We start from the raw sequence: 15,842 nt of genomic DNA on the forward strand, positions 1-15,842 counted from the left end.
CAAAATTATACGTTTCCATTAACCCTTAAGAGTTCCTAACAGTCCTCAGTATTTATCCCTTCCGCATATTGTTATTACCTTATCTGAGTTTACGGATAGTAAAATTTTCTTCAAGTAATAACCAGTTTTGTGGGTATGGATAACCTAGTGCCCAATAGCTGATTCCTCTAAGTGCATAATCTTTTACCGTGTCAAACTTGGCTTGGGCGCTGCGCGCATCCTCAAACCAGACTTCGTGACCCCGCCCTTTGGCATCCGTATACCGGAAAAAAGGCGACTGAGTTAACTGGTCATATTGTATGGAAACTCCATATTGAATAGCACGCTGGACTGCTTCTTGCTGGCTGAATGTTTCAGCTTGCTGACCCTGAACATGCGGAAGAAGCCAGTCGCGTGCATAAATTTGAAACCCAAAGAAAATCTTGTTTCTTGGAATGACGGTGACAGCATAGTCCAATACCCTTCTTATTTGATTAATAGGTGAGATAGCCTGGGGTGGTCCTAATCTGTATCCCCATTCATAGGTCATAAGGACAACAAAATCGACAATTCTACCATGAGCAGGGTAATCATGTGCTTCATATAACAATCCTTTTTGCTCACCGCTAACTTTCGGGGCAAGGGCGGTCGAAACATGATAACCTTGTGGGTGCAAACGGTCAACTGTTCGCTGTAAAAATTGATTATAAAGCTCACGGTCTTCGGGAGAGACATTTTCAAAGTCAACATTTAATCCCTCGTATCCTTTTTGTTTCATTATGCTTAAAATGTTTGTTAACAATCGGTTCTGGATTTCCGTGCTTGCAAGTATGGCATGGACTATTCGTGTTCCAGGATTATTATAAGTGAAGTTGGTAATAGACATGATGGGGGAGACTCTTTCAGCATAAACCGCTTTAATTATAGGTGTGTCATCTATCGAATTGAGGCTGCCATCTGCCGTTACCGTGTAAGCAAATGGCGAGGCATAGGTTAAATACCTTCCAACCTCACGTATTTCACTTGCTCCTTGTTCACCTGTGTTAATTGTGTATGCATTTACATCTATAATTGGCTCTCTAAAAGGGATTCTTAAAACCGTACCGGGATAGATTTGATTAGGATTTTGTATTTGGTTCACTCTTATTATTTCTTGAACTGTCGTATTATAACGCTGTGCAATTTGCCACAGTGTTTCTCCAGGTTGAACGGTGTGTGTTCTGGCGGGTATAACAAGAACCATACCTGCTACAAGTTGTGAAGGATTTGTTATTTGATTCGCCCGAACAATTGCATCTGTCGTTGTACCATATCGCTGGGCAATCAACCACAGTGTTTCCCCCGATCGGACTGTATGTGTCTTGTTAGCCGTTGGAATAACAAGAGCAAGACCCACTACAATTTTATTGGGGTCAGTAAGTTGGTTAGCCGTAACAATTTGATTAATGGTTACGCCATATCGCTGTGCGATTGACCAAAGTGTATCTCCACGCTGCACCACATGAATTTGCATTTCGAATCCCTCCCCGTTCTTTTTTCCTCATTCTTAAACTATATTCTGAATGGGTGTGGGAATATCACTTTTAAAAAAACTGAAAAAATGGGAAAAGACCTCCCAAAAACAGTCCACAAGGGACCGTATGAACAGTATTAAGAAGGGGTTGCTGCGGCAGTCCTTTTTGTGGTTCCACTAACAGTGCACACTATATAAATTTAACAGTTCCATTAATCAGCTATTCACTAAGCATTCAAAAAATCAGCATAATATGGGTGGTTAATGGGAAGAACCAAAATTTACTTCCTTGCAAGTTCAATCTTAACATGTTACCATTTAGTCACATTAATTATGTTACTTTTTTGTCACGTTTTTTTAAAAAAGGAGTTAGGAAAAATCTAAAAATGATAAATGATATCACTCAAATGTTCAAAGCTCTGTCCCATCCTGCACGGGTTGAAATTCTGGATTTTTTAAACAATGGACCTATGACGACTGGTGAACTATGTGATAAGTTTCAAGTCTCACGTTATGCGATTATGAAACATCTGGTTATTTTGGAAAAGGCAAGCCTTGTTGTTGTGAGGAGACAAGGAAGGGAGCGTTACAATTACTTAAATGCAGTGCCTCTACAACAACTCTATAACCGTTGGGTTAGCAAGTATGAATCAAAGTTATCATCTTCGCTTTTGAATTTAAAAGATAAGCTGGAAGCAAAAGAAAGGGGAACATTAAACATGGATAATAAGCAAACTAAGCTTGCATTTGGTACATTTCAAATCGAGCATGAGGTAACAATTGAGGCATCCGTTGATCGGGTATTTAAAGGTTTGACAGAGGAAATTAATGATTGGTGGGAATTCCGATTAGGCGGAAAGGATTCTAAGCAACTGATTCTTGAACCAAAAATGAATGGACTATTTTACGAGGACTTCGGAAACGGACAGGGAGTCGTTTGGGGAACGGTTATTTATTACAAGGAGCCTGAAGAAATTAAGTTAATTGGGCTTCTAGGGATGAGAGGGGCTGTCAATAGCCATTACTCTTACAAGTTAGAGACAAAAGGCTCTGCCACAGTGTTAAGATTATCCCATGATGCTGTTGGACTTTTGGAACCTCAATGGGAAGAAGAACATCGAAAAGGATGGGCATACTTACTTGGAAAATTAAAAGAACATATGGAGTCAAACAAGGAGTAGTTTTTCAATTTCAAAATAAATGTTTATTAAAGAAATAAGGTAAAACCGATGCCGATTCCACGTCCAGATGAGGAATCCAAAGCGTCATTCGAGTCCATAATTCTTGGGCTGAAACTTTACCAGTAGGGGTATCTGCAAAGAAACAAGTTAAGAAATCAACCGTGAAATAATTTTCGTTGTTTGAAAAAGCCTACAGTTAGTTAGCAATAAACAATAACTCGGTCCTTCATTTTGACACTATTTTTTATAGAGGAAGGTTTAGGAAATGGTAGACGTTTTAACAGAAATAATTATTCATTCTCCTTGTGACAAAGTTTCTGAGTACGCAGCAAACCCTGATAATGCTCCAATATGGTATGTAAATATTAAATCAGTTGAATGGAAAACTCAAAAACTGTTAAGTGTTGGTTCTAAAATTGCATTTAAAGCGCAATTTTTAGGACGCGAACTCGCTTATGTATACCAATTAACAGAGTACATTCCTGGCAAAAAACTTATAATGAAAACGGCTCAAGGACCTTTTCCGATGGAAACAACCTATACTTGGGAATCCCTTGATAACAATTCGACCCGAATGACTCTTCGTAACAGAGGAATACCGACTGGATTTTCAAAGGTATTCGCTCCTTTTATGTCGTCAATGATGAAAAGAGCAAACAATAAAGATTTGAAAAAAATAAAAGGTATTCTTGAAACAAAAAGATAAATATCGGCAATATAAAAATAATCGTGTATTCCTCAATCTAATGGTTGGGGACTTTTAGTTTTAATAATGTATAAAATACATAAACGGTGGAACTGAAACCGGTACTAAGCCTAAAGCAGTCTGAATGAACCCTGTATTCGGACAGGTAGGCTCTCGGATTTGAACATGAGAGTGAAGCATCTGCATCAATTTCATCATGAGAGCGCTTCTTTGAATAACGCGGATCGATGTTCACTTATCGCAAGCAGGAGAGGGTTGGACATCAGTCCCTGACCGCTGAAAGCTAGACATACCAAACTAAGAAAATACTTTAAGTTAACACAAAGCTAAGTCCCTTATTGGAGCTTAGCTTTTTCTTTTAATGACACAAGTCGATGCTGATACATTAAGAAAGGCACATTCTGTTCATCCAATCAGTTCGGTTGAATACCAATATTACCTTTTCAATCGAAGCATCGAGAAGGATATTTTGCCGACTGCAAGGGAATTGGGAATTGATGTTGTGGCATTTGGGACATTGGTTCACGGATTGCTTGGCGGTACTATATCAAAAGGCAAAGTGGATCACAGCAATGCCCATATTCCATTATTTCACAAAGAAAATATAGAAAAAAATCTTGTTGAAATATGTTCGTTAGCGAAGATTTTTTACAGTAGCTTCCTTTATTCGGTTAGTAATAAACAAAGTAGTGTACTTAAACTATAGGGTAGAGTGAAAAAGGAGTTGCAGCGGTAGCTCCTTTTTCTTATTCAACTAATGAAGCAGGATAACATAATTAGCCATCAGAACAGAATTGTAGTAAAAAATGAGGCTTATTTGTGCTTGTGCATCATCTTTGTATTTAATGTATGAAAAACTCAAGAATTTCTTATAAGAACTGTTTAGATAAAAAAATGATTCCTAAAAAAAATTTCTCAAGAATTCCTAAAATCCTGGGAACTTTAAGGCTCCAAAATAAAACATCGATATGCTTATTTTTGGTATCTTCCTTCTCACCTTTGAGATAGAGCTTTTCTATCTACGGCTTGCGGTTGTTGCTCTAGCCAACGATATTTAACCATCAAAGTTAACCAATCATTTGCTTCGTTCATCGTTCCAGCCAATAATTTGGCGTAAGTTGCAACTACATCTGCCCTCATACAAGTTGCTATAGCTGCTCCATAATATGCAATAGCTGCACTAATCTTGAATCCTATATGAAACATCATTACTTTGTCAGAAAAAGGACTGATTGTTATAGGTAAGACATCCGCTTCCCAAGAATGCGGAGTTGGCAAGTTATCCTGAAGCATTAAAGCACTTAAACTTCTTATATAGCCGTCAGAGTGTTCTGTTGCTTTTACAAAAAATCGCCTTACATCATCATGTTGTGCAATTTGGCTGAAAGCCATAGTACCAATCTTTAATAACATTGTCTTTTTTATATTAAGGTAAAGATTGCTGATTTCCATCACATTAAGAGGTTTCGGGTCTGTAAGCAAATCAGAAATCAAACCCTTTTTTTCAACGAAAGTAATGGTTTTCGGTGGTGGAATGAAGGGTGACTTATCGTAATTCCCTCTTGATTTACTTAAACGGATGAGTTTATTTAATAATTCTGTAGTTTGAGCTGAACATTCTATATAATAATTTCTAATATCATTCCGCTCACAGGCAGAAATGGCTAAACTGTAAGCAGTTAATCCATGAAGCGTCATGATTTCCAAATCATAAATAACCAATGAATCCGAAAATATTCGGGGAGCTTCAAGGTTTACATCATCCTCTAATGTATACCCATTTGGAATGGGGTAATTGGCTTGATTGAAAAAATCTGTGATTTTCTTTATATGCTGTTTGGACAATTGCAATGCAAATTCTAAAACAGATTGAATCTCTTTGTCCTGAGTATGTTTCTGATAAAAGGTGTACATACAAATAGACGAAGAGTCACCCAAATATTGGTTCCACAAGTTAGCGGCTTCCGATGCAGTGAGGACCGTATTATTTTCCTTAGAATCCGTTTTGCTCCCAGACATTTTCATTTCAATGTTTGATATATCCGATTCCGTTAAGTTTTTGTTTTCCATTGCAACCTCCTAATAACGTTCTACATGGTATTAATCTTTGTTGAAATCCAAATTGCAATTCACTAATATTTGAATGTTTTTGAGAGAAACACATTCATTTTTCACTAAAGTGATGTTTAATTATGAAACTGGTATTCCTTATTTAAATCCAGAAATTATCCTTTTATTTAAGGTGAAAAATATAAGAGATAATCACCATCAAGACTTAATGATAATAAAGGCTATCTCGTTAAAGTTACAGAGAAGTACCTATTACAAAACATAGATAAAATTGAAAAGACTTGGTTATAGTTCTCAGTGATTTTCAAAGGTGGATCACTGAGGATAGTAAAACTAGCGAGTATATCTTTATTTTGGGGAAATAACAAAAAATGCTAAATTAAGAATTTCCAAATGTATTTAAAGAAGTTTGTGAAGGTTTCTACTTAAACAAACGGGGTCGATTGTTTAATAAAGGATGGATCTTTTTCTTTTCTTACAAAGGAGTAATTCCCCCCAACATTGGCATATGTGAATGTTGACAGACAGATTGGTTATACTATCTCCATATTTGGGGGTGGTTGAAAAAATGTTAAAAATTCTAACTGCATTGTTAGTCCTAGTTTTTTCTCATTCTGGAATAATGCGAGCACGAACTTTTACAGAAGTATCCTATCCGTGTAGCGTCGTTCTTCATCCAGTTAAGGGTATTCCCAATGCACAAGGCACTGCTTTAATTACTAAGGTTAAAAAGCCATATACATCTTCACCAACGAGCCCTGTTAGAGAACGGAAGGGTGTTGGTATCTATGCGGATTGGCTTCCATCACCATATTCATTTGGGACGTATGATCAATATGAGGGATTTGCACAAATAAAAGGTGAAATCAGTTGGCGATTTAAGATGTATTTAGTTAAGGAGGACGCTCTAAGCTGGTTTGGCGGTAATCCTTGGGCGGGTAAAATTGATGAGATCTCTTCGAGGCTGCCATTGAAAGCAAGTGTGGAAGTACGTGTTTCAAATTCAAAAACGAACAAATTAGGACCAGTTATATTGCAAAACACCCTTTATGGATGCCATAAATAAAGTGGATTACTTAGATTTGGGTTCCTTTAGATACTGTCATTTTTACAATGGAATTAAATAATGAGGATGAACCCAAAACGAGTTCAAACTTTTAATATGATTATAGAGTAAGATTGTGATGAACTGTACTTAAAGTAACGGGGTCTCTTTTTCCATCGAAAAAATAGCTCTTTAATAATCAATTTAGTTCCTTCTAAAAAGAACAACTCTTTTGAAGCTTTCAACCAATTGAGGTTCGAATCTCTCAGATCAAAGAATGTCTCAAACCTTATGTCCCAGTACTTGGGGCTTTTTTTATTTTGCGCCACTTTTTTTATCGACAGCAGGGGTTTTGCAAAATTGGACTTTAGCTGCACAAAATATTTTTTATGGTCTTAGTTGTGTGTTCATATTTGTTTTTTCCCTGTTTTTGCATCCTCGATACTTACATGTATTGTTAAGCCTTCCAGGTAAGAGGGGACATGCTAAAGCGTAGTTTAGAAAATGGAGAAAACTGAGGTCCTAAGATAACAGTTTCTAAAAAGGAATCTTATGTATAACAGTGAAAGCAATATATGTAAACTCATGAATTTTTTGTATGCTATAAATTGTTTACCCATATTGAAAGTTCAGGTTATAATGAAAGATGTTAAATTTCGGTTATCGAATCTTTTATGCTTAGTTTTGAGCAAGAAAAATACTGTTTAGAAAGGCGGAGCAACTTGGATAAATCTAGTGGAAAGAAGCGGCTGCAGCTTGCTTTGCTTTTAGGATCACTTGGAATTTTGGGGCCATTTACAATTGACACGTACTTGCCAGCCTTTCCTACGATTGTAAAAGAATTTAATACGACCGCCTCACTCGTCCAGATTAGTTTGACTGCCGCTTTATTGGGCCTTGGTTTAGGGCAATTAGTGATTGGGCCATTAAGTGATGTGAAAGGGCGCCGGAAGCCTTTGTTGTTCTTCCTTGGTTTATACATCATGGCTTCCATTGCATGCTCATTTTCACCCACTATCTATTTCCTAATTGCGGCCCGATTTGTGCAAGGGTTCGCAGCGTCAGGCGGAATCGTCATATCAAGAGCGATCGTCAGGGATCTTTATAGCGGAAAGGAACTGACAAAGTTCTTTACGTTAATGGTGTTAGTAGGGAATCTGGGACCAATTATAGCCCCAATTGCAGGGGGAGCGATCCTTGCTTTTAATGATTGGAGTTGGGTTTTTGTTGTACTCGCTTGTATTGGAGCCATATTAATCTTTATTGTTTCATTTAAGTTAAAAGAGACGCTCCCAGCAGAAAAGCGGGTCCCGAGTAATTTGCCTCAGGTTTTGGGGAATTTTGGTGCATTATTTAAAAATAAAGAGTTCATGGGCTACGCATTTACCCAAGGGTTTATCACGGCAGGCATTTTTGCCTATGTTTCTGGAATTCCATTTGTCTATCAAAATATTTACGGAGTAACCCCTCAACAATTTAGTCTTTTGTTTGGCGTCAATGGGTTGGCTTTAATCATTGGAAGCCAGTCAGTTGGCCGTTTGACAGACACCATTTCGGAACGGACTTTCTTGAAAATAGGATTGACCCTTGCGAATGTGGCAGGTTTATGTTTATTGATTGCACTCTTATTAAAAGCCCCGCTTATCGGGGTCGCGATCCCGGTTTTCTTTTTCTTAACTTCCATCAGTATGATTGGAACAACGTCTTTCACATTGGCCATACAGTCCCAAGGACATATGGCGGGCAGCGCTTCTGCTTTACTAGGAGTATTGCCTTTTGTCATGGGCTCTCTAGCTGCACCGCTTGTAGGGATTGGTGGAGCCTACACAGGAGTTCCCATGGCCGCGGTTATTTTTGGCGCCAGCGTATTGGCTTTTCTATGTTATTTTATTCTCGTAAGAAAAAACAAAACTCAGGAGACGATCCTGATGATCAATCGGAAAGCTTGAAATTAAATAACACTGGGAACCTTCAAATACTAATAGAAGGAAAAGCCAAAACACAGTAGACTCAGTATCCCTTCAAGCTTTAAATTTCGCAGTATACTTCCAAATCATTGGAAGTAGATATACTATACCGAGAATCCACACCTCCAAGACTGTTTCCCAACATTCTTGGAGGTTTTTTTAAAATCTATTTAAATCCCTTACTTAATTTAATCGGAATGGAATCGTTATCGAGTTTGGCGGAATCGTTAACGGGCCTACCAGTTAACGCTAATAATAAAAATTTTAAGGAGGAAAATACTTGGAAAATTAAAACCTTACTTTCATTTAAGCTTAAGACAGAGGAAGGGGAACATTTTAAAGATATCAGTGACTTCCTAAAGGATGTTAAAACATGATTTATAAAAAAACCAAGGACAGCTGAATGAAGTCAGTTGTCCTTGGTTTTTAAATTTTCAAAAAGAGAGATCCATTCATTTTAATATGAAAGAATTAGAAAAGAGTAATGATCTATTCTAGGGTAGGGAAGGGAAGGTCGCTTTTTAGTTCCCGGCCACTACCTGATCCCAGATGCCACCATCACTATAAAGGTCTTTCCCAACCTTTGTCCAGCCGCCTAAGTAACTTGTATCAAATAGCCCCTCGGGTTGTTTAAACTTATCTTCATAGTTTTTTGCTACATCTGAATCTACTGAACGAAATCCGCTCTCGGCAAATACCTTTTGTGCTTCTGGTGTCCATAGGAAATTCAAGAAGGCCTCTGCTACTTTTCGTGTTCCATGCTTATCTACATATTTATCTATAACAGCCGCTGGGTTTTCGATTGAGGTAGTATATTTCGGAATAATTTCTTCATATTTATTACCAGATTTAATACGATCAAGTAATTCATTTTCATAGGTTATAATAACGTCTCCAGCTCCCTTATCAAAGGTTGACATGGATTCCTCACCGCTTTTATCTAAGGATTTTACATTTTTATAGATTTTACGAAGAAGTGATTTGGCATGGGAAGGATCCTGCTTTCCTAGTTGCTCCTCGCTTATTTTTAAACCAGCCCCGTATATCGCATTAACATCCCAACGAGCTCCACCTGAAGTTTTCGGATTTGGAAATACCACTGCTACACCAGTTTTTGTTAGGTCAGACCAATCTTTAATTCGTTTAGGATTTCCTTCTCTGACTCCGAATGCCGCAATAGAATTTGTAATTATACCGTTGTGCGGAGTACTTTTCCAATCGTGGGTGATTAATCCGGCTTTTACAATTTTATCAATATCTCCTTCTAGGGATAACGCAGCAATATCGGCTTCGAAACCATTCGTAATATTGAGGGCTTGAGAGCCAGAGCCTTGATAGGATTCTTTAAATTCCACTGTTTGACCCGTCTTATTCTTCCATTCCTTTTGGAATAGAGGGAAAATCGTTTCAAATTCTTGCTTGATAGTGGAGTAACCACCAATGGTAAGTGTAACTGTTTCGTTTTTTTTCTGATCGGATTTTCCTGTATTTTCGGATTTACTTGTTTTACTGGAGTTAGAGCATCCCGCAAGAAGTACTGAAATAAGTAATAAAACAGCTGTGAGAAATAAATATAATTTTTTCATCTTTAATCTTCTCCCTTATAAATGAATTATATAAAAACAGGCATTGGATCGTTTTTAGAACGATTCTCCAACACTCGAGTTTCTGTATGTGTGAATACCGAAATCTTATGAATCAATAGGTTAACAATGTCACCAGACTGAAAGACTTTTTGATTAATGGCTTGATAGGCAAATAATTTTCTTCCTTCCAAAATCTCAACTTCTAAGAGCCATGAGTCTCCACGAAAGTTTACATGTTTAACAGTTCCCAGTTGTCCAGCACTTTTTAGATGTGTAGTATTTCCTGGTCTTACTTCAATCCATTCTGGTCGAATCAGCAGCTGTATATCTTCATTAGTGTTTTGATAGTCTGATAACTCCGGAAACCCATTAAGAGAAACGGGAACCGTTAATTTATTCGATTCACCAATGAAGGAAGCGACAAAAGAAGAGGCTGGTTTGTTGTAAATTTCCCATGGTGTGCCTTGTTGTTCTATCGTTCCTTTTTGAACAATAATAATTTGGTCAGCAACTTCTACCGCTTCATCTTGGTCATGCGTGACAAAAATGGTGGTAATACCAAATTGGTTAATAAGGTTTCGAAGCCATAACCGAAGTTCCTTACGGATTTTTGCATCAATTGCAGCAAACGGTTCATCCAATAAAAGCAACTGTGGTTCTGGCGCAAGTGCTCTAGCGAACGCTACCCGTTGGCGTTGTCCTCCAGATAACTGATGGGGATATTTATTTTCTTTTCCTTCAAGTTCCATCAATTTTATAAGGTAAGAAACCCTCAGCTGAATAGAAGCGCGGTTTTGTTTTTTCACCTTCAAGCCATATGCGATGTTATCGTAGACGGTCATATGTTTAAATAAGGCGTAGTTTTGAAAGACAAATCCAATTCCTCGTTCTTGAACGGATAATGAGTTTGCTAGTTTGTTATGAAAGTAAATTTCCCCCGCATCAGGCTGTTCAAGGCCAGCAAGCATTCGTAAAATAGAAGTTTTTCCACCGCCGCTTGGTCCCAGTAATCCGACAAGCTGACCTTTCTCGATTTGAAAACTAGTGTTATGAATGGCTTGAAAGTCGCCAAAATGCTTTTCTAAGTTTCTAACCTCAATGTGCATGAAATTTATCTTCCTTTCTTGTTTTCATCCATTCGAGAAAAAGCAGAACAGTAACTGAAAGAAGTCCTAGAATCAAAGCCACGCTGTTTGCAGCTATGATATTATTGTCTACTGAATCTTGATAAACTAATGTAGTTGCCGTTTGAGTTTGATTAATGATATTTCCAGATACCACTAGCACTGCACCGAATTCACCCACAGATCTTGCTATTGTTAGGACTAATCCGTTATAAACAGCCCAGCGTATAGATGGCCAAGTTACGTGAAGGAAAGTCTGAACTGGACCTGCTCCTAATGTAGCCGACGCCTCTTCTGAACTCATCCCGAGTTCCGTTAAGATTGGAACGATTTCACGAATCATAAGTGGAAAGGTTACAAACACTGTAGCAATCACCATCCCAGGTATGGCAAATATAATTTTTATTCCAGCATGCTCGAAAAACGTTCCTAATATTGTACTAGGACCAAAAAGAAGAATAATCATCAATCCACCGATAACGGGAGAAACAGAGAATGGCAGGTCCACCAAAACATTTATTAGAACACGGAACCATTTTGATATCCAAGAGCCACGTGAAATCTCAATAGAAAGAAGAATCCCCATAACTGTATTGATAATCACGACAATCACTACAATAATAAGACTGACTTTAAAGGCATGGATGGCTTCAGGCCTTTTAATTGCCTCGAAAAATGATAATGTTCCTTTTTGAAAAGCACTTATGACAATACTTGAAAACGGAAGGATGATAATAAGAGTAAACAAAAGTACTGTAATGGCTATAAAGGCTCTTCTCATAATGAGATGTCCCCCCGTTTTTGAAAGATGTTAACTACTAATAAAATAATGAAAGCAATCGTTACAAGAACAACAGATACCGCAGCAGCACCTTGGGTATTGAAGCTTTCAATTTCTCCATAAATATAAACAGAGGCCACTTGAGTTTTTCCTGGAAGATTACCAGAGATTAAAGAGATCGCCCCGAATTCTGAAAGTGCGCGGCAAAAGGTTAGCAAACCGCCTGCCAGAATCCCAGGTACGACGGAGGGTAGAAGTATTTTAAAGAAAGTGAATACTTTTCCTGCTCCTAGTGTGTAACTTGCCTGTTCTTCGTAAGGGTCAATTTGTTCTATCATCGGTTGTACTGTACGGATAACAAATGGGAAGGTAATAAAAACCATTCCAATTACTATGGCTGCTTGATTATAGAGTAAATTAACCCCCATAGATTGAAGCATTTTACCAAAAGGACTTAGAGGCCCCAAAAGAGAAAGCAGCATTAACCCTGAAACAGCAGTTGGCAGGGAGAATGGAAGATCGATGAAACTATTTAGCAGCCTTTTACCGGCAAATTGATAGCGTACCAGTACAAATGCAATAAAAGTACCGATCACTGCTTGAATTAAGGTAGTGAATATACTAAGTTTCAAGGTTAAGAGAATGGCTTTCCAGGCTATCGGGCTAGAAATAGATTTCCAAAAGGGTTCCCACCCAAGTGAAAAACCTTTTACATAAAGTGCGAAGATTGGCAACATGACAAGGATAAGAAGATAACTAATAAGTACTGATTTTATAGCCAAGCGATAATTTTTTATCTTCATATAAACACTCCAATTTTAGTAATCATTAAGAAAAGTCTGGAATAAAAATTCAAGTCAGCAATAGACCATCCGTTGTCGGTTAGGTCCATGCCATGCTAATAATGAAAGGACTAAGTAGCCTAAAAAATAAGGCACCTATCCCCATGGTGGAGTAGGTGCCTTTGGTAGTCCAATCGGCTTTCTAAATGTTAAATTAAAACAATAATAAACTTAATTATTCCGATGAGTCAAGTGGGTTTTAAATATTTTTTCGAAAATTTTATCAATTAATTTTATTGACAACATGTTTAGGTAAACCTTATATTTATGACAATAAGTATTAAACCAAGTAAACTACTTGGTTAAGTACGAAAAAGAAAAACCGGAAAATTTCAAATCAGCTGATCGGAAAACCGAAGGCTCCTAGGTCTTATATATAAGATTAAGGAGCCTTTTTTGTTGAGTCCTAAAAGGGATGTTTATTCAACAGTTTATGGAGACTTAAAAGAAATTAGAGAAAGGAGTGGGATTGGCGGATGGCAAATTTAGACCAAGAAAAAATTAATTTTATTTTAAAAAGTTTAAAGAGTATTGATTATGGTTCTTTGGTGATAACCATACATGACAGTAAAATTATCCAAGTTGATACGACGGTAAAAAATAGGTTTATTAATAGAATTCAACCAACTTCAAAATGACACTTTATATTTCAGTCATTCACTTTTTTTTCTAACAATGTTTCTTGATTCTGCCACCTGTTTTTAATCGTTCTTTGAAATACAGTTCTCAACGTTTTTCTATCTTACTGAATGTTATTAGAGGGAGTAAAGGAAATAAACATGTTTTTACATTCCTCATAACTCACCATATCCTGAAGGGGTGGTGAGTAGACGTGAAGCGAAACCATACGTTCCTCATTGAAATTGCTCATTTTATGAATAAGCGCTGGGGGAGAGTAAATACAATCACCTTTTGTAACATGATAGGAGGCTGTCTTTTCAACCTCGTCTTCATTAAATCGATAAATCGAATTAACCATTTCACCTTCCAAAACAATGGCGCAGCCAATAGATTTGCCATGATCGTGTATCGCTGTTTCCGTATTTGGCGGAAGATTGATGAGGATTACTTCAAGAGCATTATTTCTATAAATAACATTTCGTCCATACGCAAATTGTTCTGGTGCTTTGATAAAAGGTTCAATCAAATAAGGTGATATATAGGATATTTGTTTTAAAGCATTACTGATTTCATTAAGATTGGGTTTTTTAAGGTCCCTGAATTTTTGGTTGATTTCTTCCATAAATTCCACAAAAAGTCCTCCTCAATAAAAGCGAATGTTGATCAAATTAGTCAAGAATTAAATTATTTCTGACATGATATTAACCCAATTAAGGATTAGACACGGCAAATGCCTAGTAAAAAGCTTCTTTGTTTAGATTAGAAAAATAAAACCTGTAAGGATAATAAAACTTTTTTCCTTCCTCTCCTGAATTCACTTGTTTTAAAAAGGAGTGTGTCATGGTGAGAAAACCGTTTCCTAGCTGTAGCTTGCATACAAACAACCAATAGAAGAATCTTCTATAATATCCGGGGTTGGTTCTATATTTCTGGCAATTAGAGATAAAACGAATGCGAATTATCAGGAAACGAAAAGAAAATACTAAAACATTTGTATGTAAAATAGAATGTGAATGTAGCGTTAACCTATATGAAAGGTGGACAATTATGACAAAATGGCTTGGAACTGATCCCTCTTTTTATCCTTCACCTCGTTCTGCAATCGAAGCTCCCCCAGAGAAACTGGCATATGTAGCATTGTTGAAACCAGATGCGCTTGGTGTAATTGACCTTGATCCCGTATCGGAAACGTATGGACAGATGATTTTCAAACTCGACCTCCCAGGCGAACAGGAAGATGAGCTTCATCATTTCGGATGGAATGCTTGCAGTTCGGCATTATGTCCAACTGCTTTCCACCCGCAGCTGGAGAGACGGTATTTAATCCTCCCAGGTATTAGATCCTCCCGTATTTATATTGCCGATATAAAACCTGATCCGCGCAAACCTAAAATTGTACGCACGATAGAGCCTGAAGAAATTAAGCAACGAACAGGATATAGCCGGCTTCACACAGTCCATTGCGGACCTGAAGGGATATTTATTAGCGCTCTTGGTTCTGGGCAAGGCGACGGAGGACCAGGTGGGATTCTCGTTTTAGATCATTTTAATTTTAATGTTTTGGGTGCATGGGAAATAAACCGGGGGACACAGCATTTTGCTTATGACTTTTGGTGGCATATCGCTCATGATGTAACAGTTTCTAGTGAATGGGCCACTCCGGATTTATTTGAAAACGGGCTAGATCTCCCTGCACTTCTTGAGCGGAAATATGGGCATCGGCTCCACTTTTTTGACAGCCGAACTCGCAGCCATATAGCCGAGGTGGACTTTGGTGATCAGCATCAAATGGTGCTCGAATTGCGTCCAGCTCATGATCCTCGTAAAACGTATGGGTTTGCTAGTGTTGTAATTGATGTGACGAATCTTGCAAGTTCTATATGGGTCTGGTTTCAGAAAGATGGTAAATGGGATGCACGAAAGATTATTGAGATACCCGCCATTCCGGCGGATTCCGCTCAGCTTCCTCCTGCCTTAAAGGATGTTGGGGCTGTGCCTCCATTAGTAACAGATATGGTACTTTCTCTTGATGATCGATTTCTTTATGTATCCTGCTGGGGAACCGGGGAACTAAAACAATACGACGTAAGTGATCCATTTAATCCTAAACTGATTGAAACAGTTAAAATTGGCGGAATTATAAATCCCACTCCGCATCCATCTGGAAAACAAATAACCGGTGGTCCACAAATGGTCGAATTAAGCCGTGACGGGAAAAGAATTTATTTTACAAATTCTTTATATAGCACTTGGGATGATCAATTTTATCCTGAAGGAATTAAAGGGGCTATGGTAAAGGTTGATGTAAACCCTGCAGGAGGGATGAAGATAGATAACGACTTTTTGATTGAATTTGGTGAAACAAGGGCACATCAAATCAGACTGGAAGGAGGAGATTCATCTACCGATACATTTTGTTATCCGTGA

At 37.8% G+C, this 15,842-nt stretch carries 14 protein-coding genes; 7 read left to right on the plus strand and 7 right to left on the minus strand.

Annotated elements, in window-relative coordinates; all coding sequences use genetic code 11:
• Positions 1–79: 79 nt before the first annotated feature.
• Positions 80–1,492 (minus strand): glycoside hydrolase family 18 protein, encoded by a 1,413-nt coding sequence (locus AC3WR0_RS18275; RefSeq protein WP_492553652.1) that lies wholly within the window; start codon positions 1,490–1,492, stop codon positions 80–82.
• Between the two features lie 386 nt (positions 1,493–1,878).
• Here AC3WR0_RS18275 and AC3WR0_RS18280 point away from each other — a divergent pair, with 386 nt between their 5' ends.
• The 3 genes from AC3WR0_RS18280 (at position 1,879) to AC3WR0_RS18290 (ending at position 4,085) form a co-directional block, all read left to right on the plus strand.
• Positions 1,879–2,673, plus strand: a complete 795-nt coding sequence (locus AC3WR0_RS18280; RefSeq protein WP_492553653.1) for an ArsR/SmtB family transcription factor — start codon at positions 1,879–1,881, stop codon at positions 2,671–2,673.
• Positions 2,674–2,938: 265 nt separating this feature from the next.
• Positions 2,939–3,379, plus strand: a complete 441-nt coding sequence (locus AC3WR0_RS18285) for an SRPBCC family protein (RefSeq protein WP_492553654.1) — start codon at positions 2,939–2,941, stop codon at positions 3,377–3,379.
• A 361-nt stretch (positions 3,380–3,740) separates the two neighbouring features.
• Positions 3,741–4,085 (plus strand): aldo/keto reductase, encoded by a 345-nt coding sequence (locus tag AC3WR0_RS18290; protein WP_492553655.1) that lies wholly within the window; start codon positions 3,741–3,743, stop codon positions 4,083–4,085.
• A 287-nt stretch (positions 4,086–4,372) separates the two neighbouring features.
• Here the strand turns inward: AC3WR0_RS18290 and AC3WR0_RS18295 are convergent, their stop codons facing one another.
• Complete coding sequence (locus AC3WR0_RS18295; protein WP_492553656.1) at positions 4,373–5,449, minus strand: DUF3231 family protein; 1,077 nt, start codon at positions 5,447–5,449, stop codon at positions 4,373–4,375.
• Positions 5,450–6,017: 568 nt separating this feature from the next.
• Here AC3WR0_RS18295 and AC3WR0_RS18300 point away from each other — a divergent pair.
• Both AC3WR0_RS18300 and AC3WR0_RS18305 read left to right on the plus strand, forming a co-directional pair.
• Entirely contained in the window at positions 6,018–6,515 is a 498-nt protein-coding gene (locus AC3WR0_RS18300) for a YoqH family protein (RefSeq protein ID WP_492553657.1), read from the plus strand.
• 701 nt (positions 6,516–7,216) lie between these two features.
• Positions 7,217–8,443: a multidrug effflux MFS transporter gene (locus tag AC3WR0_RS18305; RefSeq protein ID WP_492553658.1), complete on the plus strand. Its 1,227-nt coding sequence runs from the start codon at positions 7,217–7,219 to the stop codon at positions 8,441–8,443.
• A gap of 539 nt (positions 8,444–8,982) precedes the next feature.
• Here the strand turns inward: AC3WR0_RS18305 and AC3WR0_RS18310 are convergent.
• The 4 genes from AC3WR0_RS18310 to cysT are packed head-to-tail and all read right to left on the minus strand — an operon-like array spanning position 8,983 to position 12,755.
• Positions 8,983–10,047: a sulfate ABC transporter substrate-binding protein gene (locus AC3WR0_RS18310; RefSeq protein WP_492553659.1), complete on the minus strand. Its 1,065-nt coding sequence runs from the start codon at positions 10,045–10,047 to the stop codon at positions 8,983–8,985.
• A gap of 26 nt (positions 10,048–10,073) precedes the next feature.
• A complete protein-coding gene (locus AC3WR0_RS18315; protein ID WP_492553660.1) occupies positions 10,074–11,153 on the minus strand; it encodes an ABC transporter ATP-binding protein in 1,080 nt (359 codons plus the stop codon).
• On the minus strand, positions 11,143–11,952 hold the full coding sequence (locus AC3WR0_RS18320) for a sulfate ABC transporter permease subunit (protein WP_492553661.1): 810 nt from the start codon (positions 11,950–11,952) through the stop codon (positions 11,143–11,145). The genes AC3WR0_RS18315 and AC3WR0_RS18320 overlap by 11 nt, the downstream gene beginning before the upstream one ends.
• The gene (gene cysT, locus AC3WR0_RS18325) at positions 11,949–12,755 is read right to left on the minus strand and encodes a sulfate ABC transporter permease subunit CysT (RefSeq protein WP_492553662.1); all 807 of its coding nucleotides are present in this window, start codon (positions 12,753–12,755) and stop codon (positions 11,949–11,951) included. The genes AC3WR0_RS18320 and cysT overlap by 4 nt, the downstream gene beginning before the upstream one ends.
• Before the next feature lie 515 nt (positions 12,756–13,270).
• On the opposite strand from cysT, the gene AC3WR0_RS18330 reads away from it, so the two are divergent.
• Entirely contained in the window at positions 13,271–13,432 is a 162-nt protein-coding gene (locus tag AC3WR0_RS18330) for a DUF2292 domain-containing protein (RefSeq protein WP_492553663.1), read from the plus strand.
• Between the two features lie 104 nt (positions 13,433–13,536).
• Here AC3WR0_RS18330 and AC3WR0_RS18335 read toward each other — a convergent pair whose 3' ends face one another.
• Complete coding sequence (locus AC3WR0_RS18335) at positions 13,537–14,046, minus strand: cysteine dioxygenase (RefSeq protein WP_492553664.1); 510 nt, start codon at positions 14,044–14,046, stop codon at positions 13,537–13,539.
• Positions 14,047–14,462: 416 nt separating this feature from the next.
• On the opposite strand from AC3WR0_RS18335, the gene AC3WR0_RS18340 reads away from it, so the two are divergent.
• A complete protein-coding gene (locus AC3WR0_RS18340) occupies positions 14,463–15,842 on the plus strand; it encodes a selenium-binding protein SBP56-related protein (RefSeq protein ID WP_492553665.1) in 1,380 nt (459 codons plus the stop codon).

Source organism: Neobacillus sp. FW104-15D2, from assembly GCF_058790155.1.

Bases quoted from the DNA above. Each gene is read 5' to 3' on its own strand.
- AC3WR0_RS18275 (WP_492553652.1), bottom strand. From the start codon at position 1,492: ATGCAAATTCATGTGGTGCAGCGTGGAGATACACTTTGGTCAATCGCA.
- AC3WR0_RS18280 (WP_492553653.1), top strand. From the start codon at position 1,879: ATGATAAATGATATCACTCAAATGTTCAAAGCTCTGTCCCATCCTGCA.
- AC3WR0_RS18285 (WP_492553654.1), top strand. From the start codon at position 2,939: ATGGTAGACGTTTTAACAGAAATAATTATTCATTCTCCTTGTGACAAA.
- AC3WR0_RS18290 (WP_492553655.1), top strand. From the start codon at position 3,741: ATGACACAAGTCGATGCTGATACATTAAGAAAGGCACATTCTGTTCAT.
- AC3WR0_RS18295 (WP_492553656.1), bottom strand. From the start codon at position 5,449: ATGGAAAACAAAAACTTAACGGAATCGGATATATCAAACATTGAAATG.
- AC3WR0_RS18300 (WP_492553657.1), top strand. From the start codon at position 6,018: ATGTTAAAAATTCTAACTGCATTGTTAGTCCTAGTTTTTTCTCATTCT.
- AC3WR0_RS18310 (WP_492553659.1), bottom strand. From the start codon at position 10,047: ATGAAAAAATTATATTTATTTCTCACAGCTGTTTTATTACTTATTTCA.
- AC3WR0_RS18315 (WP_492553660.1), bottom strand. From the start codon at position 11,153: ATGCACATTGAGGTTAGAAACTTAGAAAAGCATTTTGGCGACTTTCAA.
- AC3WR0_RS18320 (WP_492553661.1), bottom strand. From the start codon at position 11,952: ATGAGAAGAGCCTTTATAGCCATTACAGTACTTTTGTTTACTCTTATT.
- cysT (WP_492553662.1), bottom strand. From the start codon at position 12,755: ATGAAGATAAAAAATTATCGCTTGGCTATAAAATCAGTACTTATTAGT.
- AC3WR0_RS18330 (WP_492553663.1), top strand. From the start codon at position 13,271: ATGGCAAATTTAGACCAAGAAAAAATTAATTTTATTTTAAAAAGTTTA.
- AC3WR0_RS18340 (WP_492553665.1), top strand. From the start codon at position 14,463: ATGACAAAATGGCTTGGAACTGATCCCTCTTTTTATCCTTCACCTCGT.